Raw genomic sequence first — 14,707 nt, forward strand, 5'->3', positions numbered from 1 at the left:
GTACATCGACCCATCTGTGGAGTGCCGTTGGGCCACGCGTCGTGCCCGGTTGCGCGGGCGTTCAGGTCGCTGTGGTTCACAGGTGTCGTGGCGAGCAAGCACCTGACCCGGGCCGGCGTCGCGCTGGCCGTCCTCGGCAGCGTCGCGGGAGGCACGGCGTACGGCGCGCGCGAGCTGCTGCACCGCCAGGCCGCGCAGGCACGGCGCAGGATCGGCAAACCGCTCGGCGAGCAGGCCCCGGCAGCGGACCGTCACTGGAAGAAGAGGTACGGCGCGCCGGTCGACCTGCTCCTGCTGGGCGACTCCGTGGCGGCGGGGCTGGGGGCGGAGAAGCCGAAGCACACCCTCGGCGGCCGGCTGGCCCGGGGGATCGCCGTCGGCGCCGAGCGCTCGGTGCGGCTGCGGACGGCGGCGGTCGTGGGCTCGGAGAGCAGCATGCTCGCCGCGCAGCTCGCCTCCCTTCCTCCGGCGTACCGCCCGGACGTGGCCGTCATCGTCGTCGGCGGCAACGACGTGACCCACCGGGTGCCGGTCGCGGAGTCCGTACGCCATCTCGCCGCCGCGATCGACGAGCTGCGGGCGCGCGGGGCCGAGGTGGTGGTCGGCACCTGCCCCGACCTGGGTGCCCTGCGACCCGTGCCCCAGCCGCTGCGCGCGCTGGGCTCGCGTGCGTCCCGCCAGCTCGCGGACGCCCAGCGCGTGGTCGCGCTGGACCGTGGGGCGCGCGTGGTGTCGCTCGCGCACGTCGTCGGGCCGTTCTTCATCACCAACCCGGACGAGATGTTCAGCCTGGACCGGTTCCACCCCAGCGCGCACGGCTACAAGCGCACCGCCAAGGCGATGCTGCCCTCGGTCCTCGCCGCCCTCGGCGTGGTCGGGGAGGTGCCGTTCGGGCACCACGCGCCGGGGGTCGGCGGGTCAGGCTAGGGTTCCCGGGTGCGCACCACTGCTCGACGAGCCGGCCAGGCCGTCAAGAAGGCGGCCCGCAAGGCCGGCCGGATGCAGGCATCCTCGGAGACCGAGGTCGTCGAGACTCCGTCCGACCCCAAGGCCGAGCGTCGTCGCCGCCTCCTGGCCAGCAACCTGACCGAGCTCGCCGTCGAGTTCCGCACCGACAAGTGGGGAGTCCACAAGTACACCCCCCACTACGAGCGCCACCTCGAGCACCTGCGCGGTGAGTCCTTCACCCTGCTCGAGCTCGGCATCGGCGGCTACAAGAAGCGCCGCAGGAGCGGCGCCTCGATGAAGATGTGGCGCTGGTTCTTCCCCAAGGCACGCATCGTCGGCCTCGACATCGAGGACAAGACGTGGCTCACCCGGGGGCACATCCACGCCTACCACGGTGACCAGACCGACCCCGAGATCCTCCGCCGGATCATCGACGAGCAGGGCGCCCCGCTGGTGGTCATCGACGACGGCAGCCACATCCCGGCCCACGTGCGCGAGTCGTTCCGGATCCTCTTCCCGCTGCTGCCCGACGGCGCGATCTACTGCATCGAGGACACCCAGACCTCCTACTGGCCGGCGTGGGGCGGCCAGCTCGACCCGCGCGCGCCGGGGACCTCGATGGACCTGGTCAAGGACCTCGTCGACGGCCTCAACCACGAGGAGTTCCTCGTCGAGGGCTACGAGCCGACCTACACCGACCAGTGGGTCAGAGCCGTGCACTGCTACCACAACCTCGTGATCATCGAGAAGGGCGACAACCGCGAGGGCAGCAACCGCGACGACGTCGCCCACGAGCTCTACGGCTCCTCGGAGCTCCCCGAGCAGTGACCGTCCTGCTCGCCACCAGCGGCGGCCTGCCCCGGGGCGAGCCCGGCGCCGCCGTGCTCGACGCGGCGCTGCGCGAGCGCGACATCGAGTTCGCCTGGGCCCGCTGGGACGACCCGGCCGTGGACTGGGCGGCGGCCGACCTCGTGGCGGTCCGCTCGACCTGGGACTACGTCACCCGGCACACCGAGTTCCTCGCGTGGGCCTCCTCGCTGGACCAGTCCCGCCTGCTCAACGGTGCCGACGTCTTCGCCTGGAACCACGACAAGCGCTACCTCACCGACCTGGGCGACCTGCCGGCCGTGCCGACCCTGCTGGCCGACGACCGCGCCGGGCTGGCCGACGCCGTACGCCGCTTCGGCACCGCGGTCGTCAAGCCGCGCGTCGGCGCCGGGGGAGCGGGCCTCCTGGTGGTCACCGACCCCGACGACCCCCGCCTGGGCCGGCCGGTCCGCAGCCACCCCGACCACCCCGAGCTCGACGGACCATGGGTCGTGCAGCCGCTCGTGGAGTCGATCCGGGAGCACGGGGAGGCATCGGTCTACGTCATCGACGGACGCCTCGGACAGCGCTTCGCCAAGCTGCCGGGCGAGGACGACGTACGCGTCAACGAGGAGTTCGGCGGCCGGGTGCGCGCCGTCGCGACGGGCGACGTCGGCGACCTGGCGATGCGGGCCCACGACGCCATGGTCGAGCGGTTCGGACGGCCGGTCGACTACCTCCGCGTCGACCTCCTGCGCTGGGAGGGCTCGTGGGTGGTCAGCGAGCTCGAGCTGATCGAGCCGGGGCTCTACCTCGACGTCTCGCCCGCCAACGCGGGCCCGTTCGCCGACCTGCTCGCCGCGCGCAGGCGTACGCACGCCTGGAACGGACCTGTCTAGACAGGTCGGCAAACAAATCGCCACATCGCCGGTAAGGCTGACCTCATCCCCCTAGGTTGCCCGTGTTCTGCCTGCGCTGGGGGGTGCGGGCAGGGCCGGTGATCCGACATCCGTGCCGGGTCACCGTCACAACCTTCGCGGTGCCTCGACGGTGCCGCACCTGCGGGAGGAAATAGTCATGCCCTTTTCACGCCCACGCGCGGAGCGCGGAGCGGCGGCTGTGGAGTTCGCACTCGTCGTGCCGCTCCTGCTGGCGGTCGTGTTCTCGATCATCGACCTCGGGTTCGCGATCAACCGCTACACCGTGCTCAACAACGCCACCCGCGAGGGGGTGCGCGCCGCCAGCCTCAGCGCCAGCAGCAGCGAGGTGGACGCGGTCGTCAACGACTCGCTGACCGACCTGGACGGGAAGGTGACGGTCCAGGTGACCTGCGAGACGCCGCTGGGCGGCGCGTGCGGGTCCTGGGACGGCGACCACACCGCCGGCGGGGTCGCCGTGGTGACGGCGACCTACGAGCACGCGTGGCTGACCCCGATGGGCAAGGCCCTGTCCTCGAGCCTCACGCTGTCCAAGACCAGCAAGATGAGGATCGAGTGAGGCGCGCGCTCGAGGCGCGGAGGAACGAAGGAACGGACGAGACGGGCGCGGTGGCCATCATGGTCGCCCTGCTCGCCCTGGTCATCTTCGCCTGCGCGGCCCTCGCCGTCGACATCTCCTCCCTCGCCATGGAGCGCCAGCGGCTCCACGACCACGTCGACTCCGCGGCGCACGCAGGCGCGTTCGAGCTGCCGGCGAGCGGTGCCGACGCCAAGGTCTGGGCAGTCACCATGGCCAAGACCCAGGACGCCGCGATGACGCCGGACACCGACCTCTTCTGCGTGGTCGCGTCGACGGGCGCCAGCAGGCAGGTGGCGTCGGGCCAGATCCCCGCGACGTGCGACCCCGGGACGTACTCCAGCTCGCAGGTGCGGTGCAACACGAAGATCTGCTCGATCCCGTGCCCGGTCACGGCCCGCTGCAACACCATCACGGTGAGCGACTCCAAGGACGTCGACTTCGACTTCGCCCCGGTCCTCGGGCACGACCAGGGGTCGACCGGCTCGGTGTCGTCCTCGGCCTGCCGCGGCTCGTGCGGGGAGACGCTGCCGAACCCGATGGACATCGTCTTCATGGCCGACCGCACCACGAGCATGGCCGACGACGACCGGGAGGACATGCAGTCCGCGATCGTCGACAGCCTGGGGGTGATGGACCCGGCGCTGCACTACGTCGCGTTCGGGGCGATGCACAAGAGCAAGGCCACCTCGACGTGCGCCACGGCGGCCACGACGGCGTCGGACGGGGCCAAGGGCGGCACGTGGATCGCGATCGACTTCACCAACGACTACCGGGCGAACCGTGACTCGCCGATCAGCTCCAGCAGCAAGCTCGTCAGGGGTGTGAAGTGCATGCCCAGCGGTGCGGTGCCCGGCCTGTCGACCGGCAGCTACGGCACCCACCTCGCCTCGGCCTTCAAGGGGGCGTCGCGCTACCTGCTCGGCCTCGACCCCAACAACCTGGCGTCGCTGCCCAAGCGCCCGGGGACGGCCAAGAAGGTGCTGGTCTTCGAGACGGACGGCCAGCCAGACGAGATCCTGGAGGAGGGCAGCACGTCGATCACGAGCGCCGGCGACATCGGCGCGGGCCGCAACTCCTACGGCAACGGCAAGGGCAAGAAGGGCTGCGACAACCTCACCGCCGTGGCCGAGCAGGCCAAGGCGCGCGGCGTCACGGTCCTGGTGATCGGCTTCGGGGACGCACGGTCGGCGTCGTGCGAGAAGCCCAACGGCCGTACGCCGCGCTCGCCGTGGGTGCGCGACTACCTGGCCGCGGCCGCGTCGCCGACCCCGTCCGGCACCCCGAGCAAGGCCGACAGCGACTGCTCGACGTCCGCCGAGCGCGTGGCCGAGAACAAGGACGGCGACTACTTCTACTGCGCCGCCAGCGGCACCGAGCTGGGGCCGATCTTCGCGACGGCCGTCAACGCCGTCACGGAGAGCATCAAGCTCATCCGGATGCCCTGATCCGGGGGGATCGGGGACGGATCGGGGAGGGGCGCGGGAGGGGGGCGGAGCAGCACCGGCACGGGGCGGTGGCTGCTCCGCCCCGGCGGTCGATCCGTTTGCACTCTCCTGGGGCGAGTGCTAAACATGACGTTGGCACTCTCGTCATGAGAGTGACAACGACCCAGGTGACGCTGAGGTCCGCAGAAGCCGGCGGGAATGGATCGCCGGCGGAGCGGATCGTCCGTCGCGGGCAGCCCGCCGGGAGTCGTACCCACAGAACTCACGTCGACAGGAATCGCGAAGAGTTATGCCGAAGCTGATTGCTTTCAACGAGGAGGCCCGCCGCGGCCTCGAGCGGGGTATGAACACCCTCGCCGACGCGGTCAAGGTCACCCTGGGCCCCAAGGGCCGCAACGTCGTCCTGGAGAAGAAGTGGGGCGCCCCCACGATCACCAACGACGGTGTCTCGATCGCCAAGGAGATCGAGCTGGAGGACCCCTACGAGAAGATCGGCGCCGAGCTGGTCAAGGAGGTCGCCAAGAAGACCGACGACGTCGCCGGTGACGGCACGACGACGGCCACCGTCCTCGCCCAGGCCATGGTGCGCGAGGGCCTGCGCAACGTCGCGGCCGGCGCCAACCCGATGGGTCTCAAGCGCGGCATCGAGGCCGCCGTCGCCGCCGTGTCCGAGCAGCTGCTCAGCATGGCCAAGGACGTCGAGACCAAGGAGCAGATCGCGTCCACCGCGTCGATCTCCGCCGCCGACACCACCGTCGGCGAGATCATCGCCGAGGCGATGGACAAGGTCGGCAAGGAAGGCGTCATCACCGTCGAGGAGTCCAACACCTTCGGGCTGGACCTCGAGCTGACCGAGGGCATGCGGTTCGACAAGGGCTACATCTCGGCCTACTTCGCCACCGACCTCGAGCGCATGGAGGCCGTGCTGGAGGACCCCTACGTCCTCATCGTCAACTCCAAGGTGTCGACGGTCAAGGACCTGCTTCCGCTGCTGGAGAAGGTCATGCAGTCCGGCAAGCCGCTGCTGATCATCGCCGAGGACGTCGACGGCGAGGCGCTGTCGACCCTGGTGGTCAACAAGATCAAGGGCACCTTCCGCTCCGTGGCCGTCAAGGCCCCGGGCTTCGGTGACCGTCGCAAGGCCATGCTCCAGGACATCGCGATCCTCACCGGCGGCCAGGTCATCTCCGAGGAGGTCGGCCTCAAGCTCGAGTCCGCCGGCCTGGAGCTGCTCGGCCAGGCGCGCAAGGTCGTCATCACCAAGGACGAGACCACCATCGTCGAGGGTGCCGGCGACCAGGGCCAGATCGAGGGCCGGGTCAACCAGATCCGCGCCGAGATCGAGAAGTCCGACTCCGACTACGACCGCGAGAAGCTCCAGGAGCGCCTCGCCAAGCTGGCCGGCGGCGTGGCCGTCATCAAGGTCGGCGCGGCCACCGAGGTCGAGCTCAAGGAGCGCAAGCACCGCATCGAGGACGCCGTCCGCAACGCCAAGGCTGCGGTCGAGGAGGGCATCGTCGCCGGCGGTGGCGTGGCGCTCGTCCAGGCCGCCGACGCCGCGTTCGCCAAGCTCGAGCTGACCGGCGACGAGGCCACCGGTGCCGAGATCGTCCGCAAGGCCACCGAGGCCCCGCTCAAGCAGATCGCGGTCAACGCCGGTCTCGAGGGTGGCGTCATCTCCGAGAAGGTGCGCAACCTCCCCGCGGGCCACGGCCTCAACGCCGCGACCGGTGAGTACGTCGACATGATCGCCGAGGGCATCATCGACCCGGCGAAGGTCACCCGCTCCGCGCTGCAGAACGCCGCGTCGATCGCCGCGCTGTTCCTCACCACCGAGGCCGTCGTGGCCGACAAGCCCGAGAAGGCGCCGGCCATGCCCGGCGGCGACATGGGCGGCATGGGCGGCATGGACTTCTGATCCGACGATCGGTCCACCGCTCCACCAGCACCACCAGCAGGGTCCCCGCTCCGGCGGGGGCCCTGCTGTCGTCTCCGGCCCTCCCTCCAGCCGGGGAGGTCTGGCCGGTGGTCGCCCCCGCACCCGCCGGCCATGACGTCGGCGCGTACGTCATGGAGCGGGGCTGCCCACGCGACCGGGAGTCATGACGTCGTCCCCGGGGGAGGCGCTGGTAGGAATGCCGCATGCGCCTTCCCGTCCCCGGTCCCCGCGACGTGCTCTCCGCCCTCGAGCGAGGCGGTGACCAGCTCGAGGCCCTGGTGGGCGCGGTCCCGCGGGTGCTCGTCCTGCTCGACGACGCGGAGCGTCTCCTCGTCCGCGCCTCGGCTGCGATCGAGCGGGTGCGGGAGGTCACCGAGTCGGCGAACGTCGTCGTCGCCCGGGCGAGCGGCGTCGTCGACGACGCGGGCACCCAGATCGGTCGGGTGACCCACCTCCTCGACGAGCTCGAGCCGTCCCTGCTCCGGCTGCAGCCGACGCTCGAGACCCTGGCCGAGACCACGCACGCCGACGAGGTGAAGGCGCTGGTCCGGCTCGTCGACCACCTGCCCGAGCTGACCGCGCGGGTGGAGGGTGACGTCCTGCCGGTGCTCACCACGCTGGGCACGGTGGCTCCCGACATGCACGACCTGCTGACGGTGGCGCGCGAGCTCAACGACATGCTCGCCAAGGTCCCGGGGATGGGGCGCATCAAGCGCCGCGTCGACGAGGAGGTGGGGGAGGACGACACCCAGGAGACCTTGAAGTGACACCGGCCGGTGGCGGAACCTCTCCGGTGCGCGATCCGTCCCAGTGATGGACGACCCGGGCGCCACCCGCCCGAGCACGCCGACCGACGAAGGGATGCCGCCATGAGCCGACACGAGAGCCGATTCCGCACCGCCCGCCTGCTCCCGGGCCTCGCAGCAGTCCTCGCCCTCACCGTCTCCGGGTGCGGGTCGAACGACGACACGGCGACGCCCGCCGACCCCGCCCCGAGCGACAGCTCGAGCCCCGCGGGCGAGGACACCCTCGCCCTGACCGCCGACGGGTCGACGACCGCCAAGTGCGCGATGCCGTCCGCGGAGATCCTCGCCACCTTCGACACCGCCTTCGAGGGCACGGTGACGTCGATCGACGACGGCACGGTCACCCTCGACGTCGACCGCTGGTACGCCGGCGACGAGGCGTCGACGGTCACCGTCGAGGCGCCGAGCAAGGTCCTCGAGGACCTCCTGCTGGCCGTCGACTTCCAGGAGGGCAGGACCTACCTCGTCAGCGCCGACGACGAGCGCGTGACCCTCTGCGGCTTCACCGCGGAGACGTCCCCCGAGCTCGAGGCGTTGTACGAGGAGGCGTACGCCGGCTGACCCCGGCGGGACCTCACCCGGGCTTGGGGGCTCCCTTGCGGGCGTAGCGGACCCAGGTGATGGCCACGCACATGGCGGCCCACGCGATCCCGATGGCGTAGAAGGTCGTCGGGCCGAGCGTCGTGACACCGATCCCGAAGAAGAACGGGCCGAACGCGGCGATCGCCGCGGTCCAGCCGATCACGCCACCGGCCTGCCGCTTCTCGAAGATCATCGGCATCTGCTTGAACGTCGAGGCGTTGCCGATGCCGGCGAAGAGGAAGATCGCGAGCATCCCCCACAGGAACTGGTCGAAGCCGGCGTCCAGGGACGCAGCCGACGTGGTGTCCGGGGTGAGGGCCGGGATGGTGAAGGCGATCGAGACGATCAGGCCGATGCCCGACACGAGGGTCCAGATCGCGCCGCCGGTCCGGTCGGTGAGCGGGGCGAACAGCACCCGGGCGCCGGCGCCGACCAGCGGGCCGAGGAACACGAACTTCACCACGTCGGGGACCTCGTAGCCCTCGATCAGGACCGTCGCAGCGGCCCCCGTGCCCTGGACGATGTCGGGGTTGCTGATGCCGTAGAGGTCCGCCATCAGCAGACCGAACTGGGCCGCGAGGCCGGAGAAGGTACCGAAGGTCATGATGTAGAGCAGGGTCATCAGCCACGTGTCGACGTTGCCGAAGATGTCGAACTGCTGACGGATGTTGGCCTTGATCGGCACCGACCGGAGCATCGTCCACGCGAGCACCGCCGCCAGGACCATGAGCGGGATCCAGATGAACGCGGCGTTCTGGTACCAGACGTCCTGCGGCGGCTTGCCGGGCATCGAGATGGTCTGGTTGGACCCGAAGAACGCCAGCCACGAGAAGCCGATCAGGTACGGGGTGAGCAGCTGGACGGCCGAGACGCCGAAGTTGCCGATGCCGGCCTGGAGGCCGAGCGCCGTCCCCTGCTTGCGCTTGGGGAAGAAGTAGGACGTGCTCGGCATGAAGCCCGAGAACGCACCTCCGCCGATGCCGGCGAGGAAGGCGAGCACCATCAGCTCCCAGTAGGGCGCGGTCGGCTCCTGGACGCGGACGCCCCAGCCCAGGGTCGAGAAGACCAGCAGCAGAGAGGTCAGGGCCACCATCTTGCGGGTGCCCATGACCGGCGGCAGGACCATCCAGAGCAGCCGGAAGAGGCCCGCCGAGAGGCCGGGCATGGCCGCCATCCAGTAGAGCTGGGTGGTGCTGAAGCTGTAGCCCAGGGGATTGAGCTTGGGGATCAGGGCGCTCGGGAGGAACCACGCCACGAAGGCGAGGAACAGGGCGAACGTGGTGAGCCAGAGGGTCTTCCACGCCAGTCGCTCGTCCCAGGTCTCCTCGTTCTCGGGGTCCCAGGACTCGAGCCACTCCCCACTCCTGCGCGGTGCTTGGGTGCTCATGGCGGGTGCCTCCTCAGGCGGTCGGGACGGATGCCAGCCCGGGCGCGGGCAGGCGGTCGTCGGACAGGCTCTCCAGGCGGTGGGCGAGCTCCGGGGACTCGGTGTGCAGCATGTGGACGACCGTCCAGTGCATCCACACGGCGCACACGAGGGTCAGGACGAACAGGACGAAGAACGTGCTCGAGGGGAACCCGGACCACGCCTTGGTGTAGGCGAACAGGGGCGGGAGGAAGAACCCACCGAGGCCGCCGAGCATCCCCACCAGGCCGCCGACGGCGCCGACGTTGTCGGGGAAGTACTCCGGGATGTGCTTGAAGACGGCCGCCTTGCCGACGCCCATCGCGCACCCGAGCAGGAAGACGAGCACGGCGAACGGCACCAGGCCGATGCTGTAGGCGAGGTGCTCGCTCTGCGTCCCGTCGGGGTGGCTGATGACGATGTGCCCGTTGGGCATCATCAGGATCCCCGTCACGACGAGCATCGCACCGAACGTCCAGTACATCACCCGCCGGGCGCCGAAGCGGTCGGACAGGTGGCCGCCGTACGGGCGCAGCAGGGAGGCGGGGAAGATGTAGGTCGCCGTCAGCAGCGCCGCGGTCTGGAGCGAGACGGCGAAGTTGTCCATGTAGTAGGTCGGCAACCACGCCGCGAGGGCGACGTACGCCCCGAACACGGCCACGTAGTAGAGGCTGAAGCGCCAGACGCGCATGCTCCGCAGCGGTCGCACCTGCTGACGCAGCGGCTGGCCCGTGCCCGGCGCCCGGTCCTGGCTGGGTGTCCCGAACCAGATCAGCGCCGCCATGACCAGCAGCAGGACGGCGTACACGACGGGGACGAGGCGCCAGCCGCCGTCGATGAAGCCGAAGTAGGAGGCGCCGGCGGTGCCGGCGATCAGCGGGGGTCCGATGAACTTCGTGACGGACGCGCCCACGTTGCCGGCCCCGAAGAGGCCCAGCGCGAAGCCCTGGCGCTCGCGCGGCTGCCACGCGGAGTTCCATGCGATGCCGGCCGAGAAGGAGTTGCCGCCGAAGCCCACGAAGAAGGCCAGCACCAGGAGCATGGCGTAGGAGTCGGCGCGCGAGACGAGGAACGCGGGCACGGCCGTCGCGGCGAGGAGGAACGTCATCACCTTCCGGCCGCCGATGCGGTCGGTGATCATGCCGGTGGGCAGGCGCCAGAGCGAGCCGTTGAGCGCCGCCGCGGCGACGATCCAGGACAGCTCGACCTCGGTGAGGCCGAACTCCTGCTGGATGGGCTTGCCGAGGATGCCGAACATCAGCCACACCGCGAACATCAGCGTGAAACCGATGGTGGACAGCCACAGCACCCGGTTCGGGCCGGTCGTCGACTCGCTCATCTGCACTCCGTTCTCGGCGCGGCGGGCTCGGACCCACCTTGTCGGAAGATAGGCCGGTTCGGAACAGGGTCGAGAACAGACGGGACCTAGGTCCCGCCGGTGGGGGGACCATCGCCTCCAACCGGGCCGGAGGGGTGGCCGCGGACACGGCCGTCGCCCTAGGGTCGATCGCATGCTCGGGGCCCACAGTCACCCGGGTGCCGCTCGCACGGAGGTCTGATGAGTCTGGAAAGCCCGCTGTCGTCCGCCCTGATCGGCAGCCGCCGGTTCTTCACGAAGGCCGAGGTGAGCGACGACCTCCGCACGGTGCACAAGAGCGGCGGCAGGGAGGGCGACGTCTTCTACCGGGAGCGCTGGAGCCACGACAAGGTCGTCCGCAGCACCCACGGCGTGAACTGCACGGGCTCGTGCTCGTGGAAGGTCTACGTCAAGGACGGGATCATCACGTGGGAGGCCCAGCAGACCGACTACCCCAGCGCCGGCGCCGACCGTCCCGAGTACGAGCCCCGCGGCTGCCCGCGCGGCGCGGCGTTCAGCTGGTACACCTACAGCCCCACCCGCGTCCGCTACCCCTACGTCCGCGGCGTGCTCCTCGAGATGTTCCGCGCGGCCAAGCGGCAGTACGGCGACCCCGTGGTCGCCTGGGGCTCGATCGTGCAGGACCCGGAGAAGGCGCGCGCCTACAAGTCCGCCCGCGGCAAGGGCGGGCTCGTCCGGGCGAGCTGGGACGAGGTGGCCGAGATCGTGGCGGCCGCGCACGTCTACACCGTCAAGCGGTGGGGGCCGGACCGGATCGCCGGCTTCAGCCCGATCCCGGCCATGTCGCCGGTCTCGTACGCCTCCGGGTCGCGGTTCCTCGAGCTCATCGGGGCCCCGATGCTCTCCTTCTACGACTGGTACGCCGACCTGCCGAACGCCTCGCCCCAGATGTTCGGCGACCAGACCGACGTCCCGGAGTCGGGCGACTGGTGGGACGCCGGCTACCTGATGATGTGGGGCTCCAACGTCCCGATGACCCGTACGCCCGACGCGCACTGGATGACCGAGGCGCGCTACCGCGGCCAGAAGGTCATCGCGGTCGCGCCCGACTACGCCGAGAACGTGAAGTTCGCCGACGAGTGGGTCACCCCGGCGCCGGGCACCGACGGCGCGCTCGCGATGGCGATGGGGCACGTCGTGCTCAAGGAGTTCTTCGTCGACACCACGACACCGTTCTTCGCCGACTACACCAAGCAGTACACCGACCTGCCCCACCTCGTCTGCCTCGAGGCCTCGGCGGACGGCACCTACCGTCCCGGCAAGTTCCTGGTGGAGGGAGACCTCGGCGGCAGCAGCGAGAACGCGATGTGGAAGCCGGCGGTCATCGACGCCACCACCGGCGAGGTCCGCATCCCCCACGGCTCCATCGGCGACCGCTACGGCGACGAGGGCCTGGGCAAGTGGAACCTCGAGCTCGGGGACATCGACCCCGCGCTGACCATGTACCTCGACCACGAGGGCGGCACCCGCGAGTCGGTCGAGGTCGAGCTGCCGCGCTTCGACGCGGCCGACGGCAAGGTCGCGTTCGAGCGGCGCGGCGTGCCGGTCGCGCGCGTGGGCGACCGCCTGGTCACCACGGTCCTCGACCTGCTCCTGGCGCAGTACGGCGTGGCCCGTCCGGGGCTCCCGGGCGCGTGGCCGCGCGTCGACGAGGCGGACCCGCACGGCTACGACGACCCCGCGATCCCCGCCACGCCGGCGTGGCAGGAGCAGCACACCGGAGTCCCGGCCCGGCAGGTGACCCGGCTGGCCCGGGAGTGGGCGCAGAACGCCATCGACACCGAGGGCCGCGGAATGATCCTGCTCGGCGCGGGGGTCAACCACTGGTTCCACTCCGACCAGATCTACCGCGCGATCCTGCTGCTCACCACGATCACCGGCACCCAGGGTCGCAACGGCGGCGGCTGGGCCCACTACGTCGGGCAGGAGAAGATCCGCCCGATCATGGGCTTCCAGCACATGGCCTTCGCCCTGGACTGGCACCGCCCGCCGCGGCACATGAACCAGACGGCGTACTGGTACGTGAACACCTCCCAGTACCGCTACGACACGTTCAGCGCGGACGACCTCGACGCCGGGACGGGCGTCTTCGCCGGGAAGTCGGTCATGGACCTGCTGGCGCAGTCCGTACGCCTCGGGTGGTCGCCGTCGTACCCGACCTTCGACCGCAGCAGCCTCCAGCTCGCCGACGACGCCGACGCCGCCGGCATGGACGCGCCGGCGTACGTCGCCCAGCAGCTCAAGGAGGGCGCGCTCCGCTTCGCGGTGGAGGACCCCGAGCACGAGGACAACCACCCGCGCATCCTGTCGCTGTGGCGCTCCAACCTGCTGGGCTCCTCGGCCAAGGGCAACGAGTACTTCCTGCGCCACCTGCTCGGGACCGACTCGGCCGCGACCGCCGTGGAGGCGCCCCCGGACAAGCGGCCGCGCGACGTCGAGTGGCCGGACAAGGCGGCCGAGGGCCGGCTCGACCTGCTGACCACGATCGACTTCCGGATGACCTCGTCGACGATCTTCAGCGACGTGGTGCTGCCGGCGGCGACCTGGTACGAGAAGCACGACCTCTCCACGACCGACATGCACCCCTTCGTGCACTCCTTCAACCCCGCCATCTCACCGCCGTGGGAGACCAAGTCGGACTGGGACACGTGGAAGGTCATCGCGCGACGGTTCTCCGAGCTCGCGGTCGACCACCTCGGCACCCGCAAGGACGTGGTGGCCAAGCCGTTGTGGCACGACACCCCCGAGGCGATGGCCACCGAGCACGGCGTCGTCAAGGACTGGAAGACCGGCGAGGTCGATCCGATCCCGGGCAAGACCATGCCGGTGATCGCCGTGGCCGAGCGCGACTACACCGCGATCTACGAGAAGATGACGTCGATCGGTCCGCTGATGGAACGCGTCGGGATGCTCACCAAGGGCGTCTCCTACGACGTGAAGCGCGAGATCGACATCCTCCGCACCCGCAACGGCGTCGCGCGCGGCGGGGCCGGTGACGGCCAGCCCAAGGTCGAGACCGACGTGCAGATGGCCGACGCGATCCTGCACCTGGCCGGGGTCTCCAACGGCCACCTCGCCACCCAGGGCTTCCGGTTCCTGGAGAAGCGCACCGGCACCGAGCTGGCCGACCTCGCCGCCGAGCACGAGGGCAAGCAGATCACCTTCGCGGACACCCAGGTGTCGCCGGTGCCCGTGATCACCTCGCCCGAATGGTCGGGCTCGGAGTCCGGCGGGCGCCGCTACAGCCCGTTCACCATCAACATCGAGCGGAAGAAGCCCTTCCACACCCTCACCGGCCGGCAGCAGTTCTACGTCGACCACGACTGGTTCATCGGGATGGGCGAGATGCTCCCGGTCTACCGCCCGCCCCTCAACATGACCGAGCTGTTCGGTGAGGCGCCGATCGGGGAGCAGAACGAGCTCGGTGTCTCGGTGCGCTACCTCACCCCGCACAACAAGTGGTCCATCCACTCCGAGTACCAGGACAACCTCTTCATGCTCTCCCTCTCACGAGGGGGCCAGTCGGTGTGGGTCTCGGACCGCGACGCGGCCAAGATCGGCATCTTGGACAACGACTGGATCGAGATGGTCAACCGCAACGGCGTCGTCGCGGCGCGGGCGATCGTGAGCCACCGGATGCCCGAGGGCACGGTCTACATGCACCACGCGCAGGACCGGCTCATCGACGTCCCGCTGACCGAGCGCGACGGCAAGCGCGGCGGCATCCACAACAGCCTGACCCGCATCCTGCTCAAGCCCAACCACATCGTCGGCGGCTACGCCCAGCTGGCCTACTTCTTCAACTACATCGGCCCGATCGGCAACAACCGGGACGAAGTCACGATGATCCGCAAGCGGACCGCGAAGGTGGAGTACTGA

General features: G+C 70.3%; 11 protein-coding genes. 9 read left to right on the forward strand and 2 right to left on the reverse strand.

Annotated elements, in window-relative coordinates; all coding sequences use genetic code 11:
* Positions 1 to 87: 87 nt before the first annotated feature.
* The 8 genes from IEZ24_RS02600 to IEZ24_RS02635 all read left to right on the forward strand — a co-directional run bounded on the left by IEZ24_RS02600 (position 88) and on the right by IEZ24_RS02635 (position 8,024).
* Positions 88 to 927, forward strand: coding sequence for an SGNH/GDSL hydrolase family protein (locus IEZ24_RS02600; protein ID WP_207206681.1), 840 nt, complete (start codon positions 88 to 90; stop codon positions 925 to 927).
* A gap of 9 nt (positions 928 to 936) precedes the next feature.
* Positions 937 to 1,776: a class I SAM-dependent methyltransferase gene (locus tag IEZ24_RS02605; RefSeq protein ID WP_165355953.1), complete on the forward strand. Its 840-nt coding sequence runs from the start codon at positions 937 to 939 to the stop codon at positions 1,774 to 1,776.
* Positions 1,773 to 2,654 carry an ATP-grasp domain-containing protein gene (locus tag IEZ24_RS02610; protein ID WP_165355954.1) on the forward strand — a complete coding sequence of 294 codons (882 nt, stop codon included), beginning with the start codon at positions 1,773 to 1,775 and terminating at the stop codon, positions 2,652 to 2,654. The genes IEZ24_RS02605 and IEZ24_RS02610 overlap by 4 nt, the downstream gene beginning before the upstream one ends.
* 178 nt (positions 2,655 to 2,832) lie before the next feature.
* A complete protein-coding gene (locus tag IEZ24_RS02615; RefSeq protein WP_129453309.1) occupies positions 2,833 to 3,252 on the forward strand; it encodes a TadE/TadG family type IV pilus assembly protein in 420 nt (139 codons plus the stop codon).
* Complete coding sequence (locus tag IEZ24_RS02620; protein ID WP_129453310.1) at positions 3,249 to 4,718, forward strand: TadE/TadG family type IV pilus assembly protein; 1,470 nt, start codon at positions 3,249 to 3,251, stop codon at positions 4,716 to 4,718. The genes IEZ24_RS02615 and IEZ24_RS02620 overlap by 4 nt, the downstream gene beginning before the upstream one ends.
* 289 nt (positions 4,719 to 5,007) lie before the next feature.
* Positions 5,008 to 6,636: a chaperonin GroEL gene (groL, locus tag IEZ24_RS02625; protein WP_129453311.1), complete on the forward strand. Its 1,629-nt coding sequence runs from the start codon at positions 5,008 to 5,010 to the stop codon at positions 6,634 to 6,636.
* Between the two features lie 224 nt (positions 6,637 to 6,860).
* Entirely contained in the window at positions 6,861 to 7,424 is a 564-nt protein-coding gene (locus IEZ24_RS02630; RefSeq protein ID WP_129453312.1) for a hypothetical protein, read from the forward strand.
* Between the two features lie 102 nt (positions 7,425 to 7,526).
* Positions 7,527 to 8,024, forward strand: coding sequence for a hypothetical protein (locus IEZ24_RS02635; protein WP_129453313.1), 498 nt, complete (start codon positions 7,527 to 7,529; stop codon positions 8,022 to 8,024).
* A gap of 13 nt (positions 8,025 to 8,037) precedes the next feature.
* On the opposite strand, the gene IEZ24_RS02640 is transcribed toward IEZ24_RS02635, so the two are convergent.
* Complete coding sequence (locus IEZ24_RS02640; protein WP_129453314.1) at positions 8,038 to 9,432, reverse strand: MFS transporter; 1,395 nt, start codon at positions 9,430 to 9,432, stop codon at positions 8,038 to 8,040.
* Positions 9,433 to 9,445: 13 nt separating this feature from the next.
* On the reverse strand, positions 9,446 to 10,789 hold the full coding sequence (locus tag IEZ24_RS02645) for an MFS transporter (RefSeq protein WP_129453315.1): 1,344 nt from the start codon (positions 10,787 to 10,789) through the stop codon (positions 9,446 to 9,448).
* Positions 10,790 to 11,008: 219 nt separating this feature from the next.
* Between IEZ24_RS02645 and IEZ24_RS02650 the strand changes: the two genes are divergently transcribed.
* Entirely contained in the window at positions 11,009 to 14,707 is a 3,699-nt protein-coding gene (locus IEZ24_RS02650; protein ID WP_129453316.1) for a nitrate reductase subunit alpha, read from the forward strand.

Origin of the sequence: Nocardioides ganghwensis (assembly GCF_014779655.1) — a bacterium.
GTDB lineage: Bacteria > Actinomycetota > Actinomycetes > Propionibacteriales > Nocardioidaceae > Nocardioides > Nocardioides ganghwensis.

Excerpts from the sequence above, each read along its gene's own strand:
- IEZ24_RS02615 (WP_129453309.1), top strand. The coding sequence starts at position 2,833 with ATGCCCTTTTCACGCCCACGCGCGGAGCGCGGAGCGGCGGCTGTGGAG.
- groL (WP_129453311.1), top strand. The coding sequence starts at position 5,008 with ATGCCGAAGCTGATTGCTTTCAACGAGGAGGCCCGCCGCGGCCTCGAG.
- IEZ24_RS02630 (WP_129453312.1), top strand. The coding sequence starts at position 6,861 with ATGCGCCTTCCCGTCCCCGGTCCCCGCGACGTGCTCTCCGCCCTCGAG.
- IEZ24_RS02635 (WP_129453313.1), top strand. The coding sequence starts at position 7,527 with ATGAGCCGACACGAGAGCCGATTCCGCACCGCCCGCCTGCTCCCGGGC.
- IEZ24_RS02640 (WP_129453314.1), bottom strand. The coding sequence starts at position 9,432 with ATGAGCACCCAAGCACCGCGCAGGAGTGGGGAGTGGCTCGAGTCCTGG.
- IEZ24_RS02645 (WP_129453315.1), bottom strand. The coding sequence starts at position 10,789 with ATGAGCGAGTCGACGACCGGCCCGAACCGGGTGCTGTGGCTGTCCACC.
- IEZ24_RS02650 (WP_129453316.1), top strand. The coding sequence starts at position 11,009 with ATGAGTCTGGAAAGCCCGCTGTCGTCCGCCCTGATCGGCAGCCGCCGG.